Raw genomic sequence first — 6,750 nt, 5'->3', positions numbered from 1 at the left:
GAAGAGCATAAGGGGTTTTTGCTATCACATACTGTGCTAGGCTAGGCAGAGCCTAGCTTAACCGTGATACCACGATTTTTTCCAGTGGGTACACTGAAAACGTTTGCAACGTCCCCTCAATCTCCTAAAAATGTTCCATTTTTTCAACTATTTAGGTTATTAAGTCCCCTCGTGTGCACCTGCTGTCGATATGCTTTTTTCATTTTTCATGAAATGTTTACGAGTTTTTGTGGTGATTCTTGGTGGATTTCTTGTTGCGGTTCTTGATGAAGGTTTTGAAATTTTTGTACTGCTTCTTTAATATTTTTAACGCCTAATTTTTTGCAGATGTCTTTGCGTTGTTGTGAAATTGTGCTCCGTTCTTTGAACAACCATTCTGCCATTTTTGAAGACGAAAGTCCATCAAGTGCGAGTTCAAAAACTTCTTTTTCTGAGCGAGTAAATTGACTCATAAACAATTTTTCTTTTAGTGTTTTACATTCCTCTTCGACTTGTTTCAAACGTGCTATCTCGTCAAAAAGTTCACTAGCCATGCCTAAAACATTTTCGATCCCCATTAACAATTTTTCAGCTTTTTCCATTTGAATCAGCTCCCATATGTTAAAATGAATGGAATAAACAATTCATTTAATGACACGTTAAACGTGCCGAGTTGTTAACATAAATATATCATCTTACATAATAAAAGGTCAATAAAATATTGAATTCTTTTGAGAAGGAGGTCAATTTTGGAGAACGTAAAATTGCAATGTCATCTAAAAAAATATTTAGAAGAGCAAGACATTTCTGTAAGGAAATTATCTGAAGAAATCAATGAAAGACGTGATACAATAAACGATTTGGCGAACAACCGTGATATGAATAACAGACGAATACCAGCCAGTTTACTAGCTAAATTGATGATGTATTTTGATGTAACGTTGGACGATTTGTTTACGCTAATTGAAAATAACGATAAAGAAAGCTGAGCACTAATGTACTCAGCTTTCTAATCAATAAAAATTGCTATTTATATGTTTATATATTTCTTTCTAGTTAACATAAAACGAATTATCGGAAATAAAAAAGGCTATAGAAAAATCTATAGCCTTTTTACTCATTTGGTACATATTCTAAGATATCACCTGGTTGGCAATCTAAAACATCACAAATTGCTTCTAGTGTAGTAAAACGTATTGCCTTAGCTTTTTCAGTTTTCAAGATGGAAAGATTACTTTTTGTAATACCAACTCGATCTGCTAATTCATTCAGGGATATTTTTCTTTTAGCCATCATGACATCTAAGTTTACCCTAATCATAATTGACCTCCTAGATAGTCAATTCGTTTTCTTGCGCAATCTCAACTGCCTTTTTGAAAAACACACCTAAAAATAGAATAAATATAGCAGCAACTAAAAGGATCCCATTTACTGAGTAAGATATTTTAAAAGATCCATCGGCAATATGTACGAAAGGGGTTATTTTAGTAGCAATATAAACTTTTGGAAAACCACTAGCAAATGATTGAATCAATAAGATAATTCCTATACAGAAGATAGATTTTGTATTGCTACTAACAAATAGATCTCCCTTGGATGTATTTTTGAATAAAACTCTAAAATTCCAAAGGATAATTGCTACAAAAATCATAACAACGACTGCACAAACCATAAGAAACTGTAAAATCTGCACATCAGGAACATAATTATTTAAATTAATCCCAAGAACACCGTCAGAGATAGAATAATGAAAATTAGGGCTTTCTTTAGCCTCTTTAAGGATAGAAGAATCAATTAAAAGACCAGTTGTACATATCAAGGCGATACCTGTCACCACAAGATGAGCCCAAAACAAAAAATTCATGATATTAAATATTATACGATAACCATTTCTACTACTCACAAACAAACCTCCTAATTTATGTATAGGAATAACTTACCACTGAAATTAAATATAATCAATAAAAAATTATCGATAAACAATAAAAAATAATTAAAAATAGATAAATTAAGATGTTTTTTATAAATAAGAAATGTATACGACACACATCAATAGTTAACATAATCACAGTTATCCGTATAAATAAAAAGAAAACCTCTTTGACTGCAGGTTTTCTTTTACTGCTTATATTATTAATCTCAAATAAACATAAGCAGTGTTTCTATATTTCACTCTGTTTTTTATTTCTGAATAGATACGCCATCCCATACGTAACGATGAAAATAACTATAAAAACACCAATATTCTCAATCCAATTTTGTAAGCCTGAAGGAATTAAGCTTTCTTTTAAGATAACCTTTCTCCATATCACAAAGAGCGCAATACCAAGTAAAGCAGCAACCTCCTCTGCTCTATTTTTCTTCTTTTCATCTTCCTCTAATAAGTCATCTTTAGTTATTCTCATTGTAATTTGTCTAGCTCCAACGTAGATTATGTAAATGATTAAAACGAACAGACTCATCCCCCATTCACTTAACGGATGGCTTAATACCAGACCTCTAATAATCACATCTAGTGCTGACAATACAGCAATAAGAAAACCTGCTTCAGCATAAGATCTGTACTCTAATGCTTGAACTCTTTCATCATCATGTTCTGTAATACGTAATATTTTTTTAAATTTATTCATTGCTCTCTCTCCCAAAATAGTTCGTCTAGAGTCTTATCTAATGTTTTTGCAATATCAATACATAGTTTCAATGAAGGATTGTACTTATCAGCTTCAATTAACCCAATTGTTTGTCTCGTGACATTTACTTTACTAGCCAAATCCTTTTGAGTTAAATTCTTCTCTATGCGTGCAATCTTAATTCTATTAACCAAGATAAACCCACCTCTTATCTATACAAAACTCATGTAAGATATATATTACTTTATGCAATTTATATATTACATTGATTTTCAGTTTAAAACAAGTAAAAGTTAAAGTCCACTGGTATATTTCGACCAATGGACTCCAATATAACTTACATTAACTTTTTCATTTAGGTTAGTTTGCTTACAAAATTTTAATTAAATAAGTTCTTTGTTTTAATGCATACCGTATGCGAAGCTAGTTACCATAATCCAGATTACAGGAACCAAAGGCCCATTATTCTACAACATAGAAAAATGGGCCTTTAATTACCTATAATTACTTTCTATAAGTTCTCCTAAATTATCTAAATCTTGACTGATATTTAAGATAATTAAGTAATGCCATTCACCTTTACGTTCCCCTAAATTGACTACTTGATGGACTTCAATTTGATCATTTTTATATTCTCTAGCTGCTTCACACATTTCCCACAACTTACTGCCAAACTCTGTGTTATCCCAATTTCTTATTGTCAAATCGATATAAGACTGACTCTTTTTTAAATTCATATCCCACTCTCCCTATTACTAAAAATAACATTAAAGTAATAGTTTAGGTAAAAAACTTAGTTGTCATAATCAACATTATCGGTACTCTCACATCAAAAGGAATCTTATGGTAAAATATAGATAAGTTATTTTTTTGAAAAAGAGGGATTATTATGGTTGAAAGAGGACTCATAGCAGGAACAATAACATTAATTATCGTATTAGGAATTTCTTATTTTACTGGAAATTGGAGTTATGTTTATTATCTATCCGGAACCTTAGGATTCGCATTTGTTGCACTTGCCTTAGGATGTCTAATTGATAGTTTAATTTTAGGAAACAAAGGATCTTTCTCTTCAGAAAAAGAAACACGTAAAATAGGGCGTAGAGAAGACGCCAAAAGGTTTATTTCACTGGCTGTTCCTAATTTGTTAGCAGCATTGGTCTATATAATAAATTAATAAAAATAGCACTATCCAGTTTGAATGGGTAGTGCTATTTTTTGATTCTTTGCAATGTATATCTCATACATCTCTAGTTTACATAATCACTCTTTCCGGAACCCATCAAAAAAGAGAGCCCTTGATACACAAGGGCTCGTTCGCTTTTCAAATTTATCGTTTATACATGATTTTATACATCGTTGATTCGCCAACGTTTTCATCCGTCTTCAAATAACAGTTCTTGCATGAAAAGAAGCCTCTTTATGCATATGCTTCTTATGAGACCCCGACTCGCTCATTAAATAGGAGAAGGAGAAGAAAATAAAAAAGTTATTGATAGCTACATAATTACTAACGTAATTTATAGTATCTACCAATAACAATCTTGAAAATTATATCCTACTTAAGCTTATCTTTAAGAAACCTTTGTAGTTGCCTATATAACAGGCATAAAGAGGAAATATTATATGCTATATACCATGATACAAAAAAAGATACACCTTGAAGGTGTCATTTTTTAATAACACTTCTTCTTTGTATTATGAAATAATTTATTATGTGTTGTTGATAATACTTCATTGAAGTTGATCCAGATGTATTAAATTAGGTTGCACTCAAGATCGCTAAAAAATTAGGATTTCCAAAACTCCCACCATTTTTTTTTACTTACCTCTTGAGAGGCAGCTATCATTTTTTTTACATCCTGTAATTCACGCATGACACCCATTAGCGCTTTATCTCGTTCGTTCTCACGCGCTTTAACTTGTTCCTCTAGCTCTTCACGTACAATGTTCCGCATGTCCTCCAAGGTGAACATTGGTTGTGCTTGTTCTCGTAGAACGGGGGCTGCTTGTTCCTGTTCCCGTTCTACGAGAACGACCCCCGTTCTTGCCTTTTCTAAAGCGATTTTAGCCGCATCTTTGAGTGACTTTTTCTTATTGCGTATTTCATTTTTCATGTGCATTAAAACATCAATATCACGTTTTAAAAAAGCTCGACTTTCTTGTTCGCCTTTAGTGAACACGTACTCGTTCTCTTCCAATTCTAAGCACCATTTTCTTAATGTGCTTGTACCTATGTCAAGTTGCCCAGCTACTTCATGATTCCAATATGCACGTTCGTTTTCTGACACGTTCTTCACCTCGTTCGCTCTCGCTTTTCTAGGTGTAATTCAATATTTATTAACGATTACCTGCTTTTAATTCTGCTTCTAATTGCATTAGCTCTTCCTTTATTTTTTCCTTTTCGGCTTCAAAATCATTGTTCACTGAAAGATCTTTTGCTTCCGCATTTTCATCATTCGTTTGTAGCCACTTTGGAACCATTTCTTCACGTACATTACGTACTACACGTTTCCTTTTAGTTTGCTTCGGTTTCCAATGTTTAAGACGGTATTCTAATAGTGATTTATATTGCTTATCCGTATCAACGATTACAGTGTCGTTAAGCATTTCATTTTTTACTTCGTCGAAAGGTACATTGTTATATTTCTCTCGTAATTTATCATCAATAAAATCACGCGGACTACTACTAATTTTTTTATTTATTAATTTTTCATTTGTTTCTTTTTTATTTATAGGTGTACGTTCTGTGTTGTACACACTGTGTTGTACAGAACGTACATCAGAAGAAATTTGCTTATTTTGTATCTGATGTACATTTTGTACATCAGATATTTTTTCAGTGATTTCAAGTGGAGAATGTTGCATCACGCTTAACGTCATGACGTTTTTACCTTGCGATTGTAAGAGATTTATTTGTTCAATGACCAGTAATTCGAAATTAGCTTGTGAAATCGGAATATCTGACACGGCGTAAAAATAATCTTTTTTTCCGTCAACATATGCGCTAAAGCCGACAGCGTATTGTTTAATAGCTAATTCTTTCCAAGCAGCGTCTACATTTCTACGAGAAAATTTGTTTTGTAACTGGGTCTTCCTAATCGTCCAACCTTCACCTAAGCTCATAATGTGACTTAATAGACCGATAGACCGCAAGTCCTCCAGGTCCGTTTGTAAGGGCGCGTTATGTATCTGAGCATATTGTGTTGTTTTTATTGTTTTTATAATTCCATTCATTTCTGAATTCCTCCAACGATTGATTTTTTGTTGGAGTACTTGCTATAATATACGTAACCAAATAAACGTACTATTGTAACAAGTACACCCAAGAGAACGGAGGCCTCAATCTCCGTTCTTTTTTTATTATATCATGTCCTATTGATGAAAATAGGAGTGGGTATAAAATCGGAATTTTACTAGAGACATTGATTAATTTGCAGACAGTTTTAGTTAACAGTTGAGTATAAATATTCAAAATATCCGTCTGAAATTGAACGCAATTTCAGATTGAAACATAATCGGCAAAATGGCCTTCCAGATCGCCTTATATGACGTTTTTTATGATAATGTAATAGTTTTATATTCCGGTACATTAAAAATTAAATACAGGCGATTTTCTTGCGTTCGCTGTATTACCTCGTGTTTCAGAAGACCCTTAAATAAAAAGACCGTCATTTATGACAGTCATATGATTACGATTCATCATCGTCCAATCCACCTAATTCTCGTAAAGTATCTGTCATCATATCCATTAGCATTGTGAAAGCTAACATTTGCTGTTGTGTTTCATTAAGAAACTTTTCCAGTCGGTCTTCCCTCCCAAGTGCTTCCCGATGATGTGCGTATCCAATTAAATATCTGTTTAAAAATTCATTGCGAGACATGTTCAATGCCTTCGCTTTTTCATCAATTGCTTTGACGTATTCTTTGCCAATATTGCGAATAATAATATCCAAAAAACCAACTCCTTTTTTCAAAAAAATAGTAACTGGAAATTAATTCGTTATTTTTTCGGAAGAGCATAAGGGGTTTTTGCTATCACATACTGTGCTAGGCTAGGCAGAGCCTAGCTTAACCGTGATACCACGATTTTTTCCAGTGGGTACACTGAAAACGTTTGCAACGTCCCCTCAATCTCCTA

General features: G+C 32.9%; 11 protein-coding genes. 2 read left to right on the top strand and 9 right to left on the bottom strand.

All coding sequences use genetic code 11. The features are described from left to right. Positions 1–206: 206 nt before the first annotated feature. Positions 207–581: a helix-turn-helix transcriptional regulator gene (locus LJC66_RS27200; RefSeq protein ID WP_230933910.1), complete on the bottom strand. Its 375-nt coding sequence runs from the start codon at positions 579–581 to the stop codon at positions 207–209. A 147-nt stretch (positions 582–728) separates the two neighbouring features. Here LJC66_RS27200 and LJC66_RS27195 point away from each other — a divergent pair, with 147 nt between their 5' ends. Further along, on the top strand, positions 729–968 hold the full coding sequence (locus tag LJC66_RS27195) for a helix-turn-helix domain-containing protein (RefSeq protein WP_230933909.1): 240 nt from the start codon (positions 729–731) through the stop codon (positions 966–968). A gap of 124 nt (positions 969–1,092) precedes the next feature. Here the strand turns inward: LJC66_RS27195 and LJC66_RS27190 are convergent, their stop codons facing one another. The 5 genes from LJC66_RS27190 to LJC66_RS27170 form a co-directional block, all read right to left on the bottom strand. Then, entirely contained in the window at positions 1,093–1,299 is a 207-nt protein-coding gene (locus LJC66_RS27190; RefSeq protein WP_098250350.1) for a helix-turn-helix domain-containing protein, read from the bottom strand. A gap of 10 nt (positions 1,300–1,309) precedes the next feature. Then, the gene (locus LJC66_RS27185; protein ID WP_230933908.1) at positions 1,310–1,882 is read right to left on the bottom strand and encodes a DUF2975 domain-containing protein; all 573 of its coding nucleotides are present in this window, start codon (positions 1,880–1,882) and stop codon (positions 1,310–1,312) included. 259 nt (positions 1,883–2,141) lie between these two features. Next, positions 2,142–2,609 (bottom strand): DUF6773 family protein, encoded by a 468-nt coding sequence (locus tag LJC66_RS27180; RefSeq protein WP_230933907.1) that lies wholly within the window; start codon positions 2,607–2,609, stop codon positions 2,142–2,144. Continuing rightward, positions 2,606–2,803 carry a helix-turn-helix transcriptional regulator gene (locus LJC66_RS27175; protein ID WP_269067771.1) on the bottom strand — a complete coding sequence of 66 codons (198 nt, stop codon included), beginning with the start codon at positions 2,801–2,803 and terminating at the stop codon, positions 2,606–2,608. Before LJC66_RS27175 ends, LJC66_RS27180 begins: the two co-directional genes overlap by 4 nt. A gap of 300 nt (positions 2,804–3,103) precedes the next feature. Continuing rightward, on the bottom strand, positions 3,104–3,346 hold the full coding sequence (locus LJC66_RS27170; RefSeq protein WP_230933906.1) for a hypothetical protein: 243 nt from the start codon (positions 3,344–3,346) through the stop codon (positions 3,104–3,106). Positions 3,347–3,498: 152 nt separating this feature from the next. On the opposite strand from LJC66_RS27170, the gene LJC66_RS27165 reads away from it, so the two are divergent. Next, positions 3,499–3,786 (top strand): DUF5316 domain-containing protein, encoded by a 288-nt coding sequence (locus tag LJC66_RS27165; protein WP_230933905.1) that lies wholly within the window; start codon positions 3,499–3,501, stop codon positions 3,784–3,786. Between the two features lie 613 nt (positions 3,787–4,399). On the opposite strand, the gene LJC66_RS28000 is transcribed toward LJC66_RS27165, so the two are convergent. The 3 genes from LJC66_RS28000 to LJC66_RS27150 form a co-directional block, all read right to left on the bottom strand. Then, a complete protein-coding gene (locus LJC66_RS28000; RefSeq protein WP_230933904.1) occupies positions 4,400–4,900 on the bottom strand; it encodes a DUF3967 domain-containing protein in 501 nt (166 codons plus the stop codon). A gap of 49 nt (positions 4,901–4,949) precedes the next feature. Next, complete coding sequence (locus LJC66_RS27155) at positions 4,950–5,846, bottom strand: replication protein (RefSeq protein ID WP_230933903.1); 897 nt, start codon at positions 5,844–5,846, stop codon at positions 4,950–4,952. Positions 5,847–6,301: 455 nt separating this feature from the next. After that, on the bottom strand, positions 6,302–6,565 hold the full coding sequence (locus LJC66_RS27150) for a hypothetical protein (protein WP_230933902.1): 264 nt from the start codon (positions 6,563–6,565) through the stop codon (positions 6,302–6,304). Positions 6,566–6,750: the final 185 nt, after the last annotated feature.

This window comes from Priestia sp. TSO9 (genome assembly GCF_021029645.1).
In the GTDB taxonomy this organism is placed as follows: Bacteria; Bacillota; Bacilli; order Bacillales; family Bacillaceae_H; genus Priestia; species Priestia megaterium_E.
Note: the sequence above shows the minus strand (reverse complement) of the source record. Positions and strands in the feature narration are given on the sequence as shown.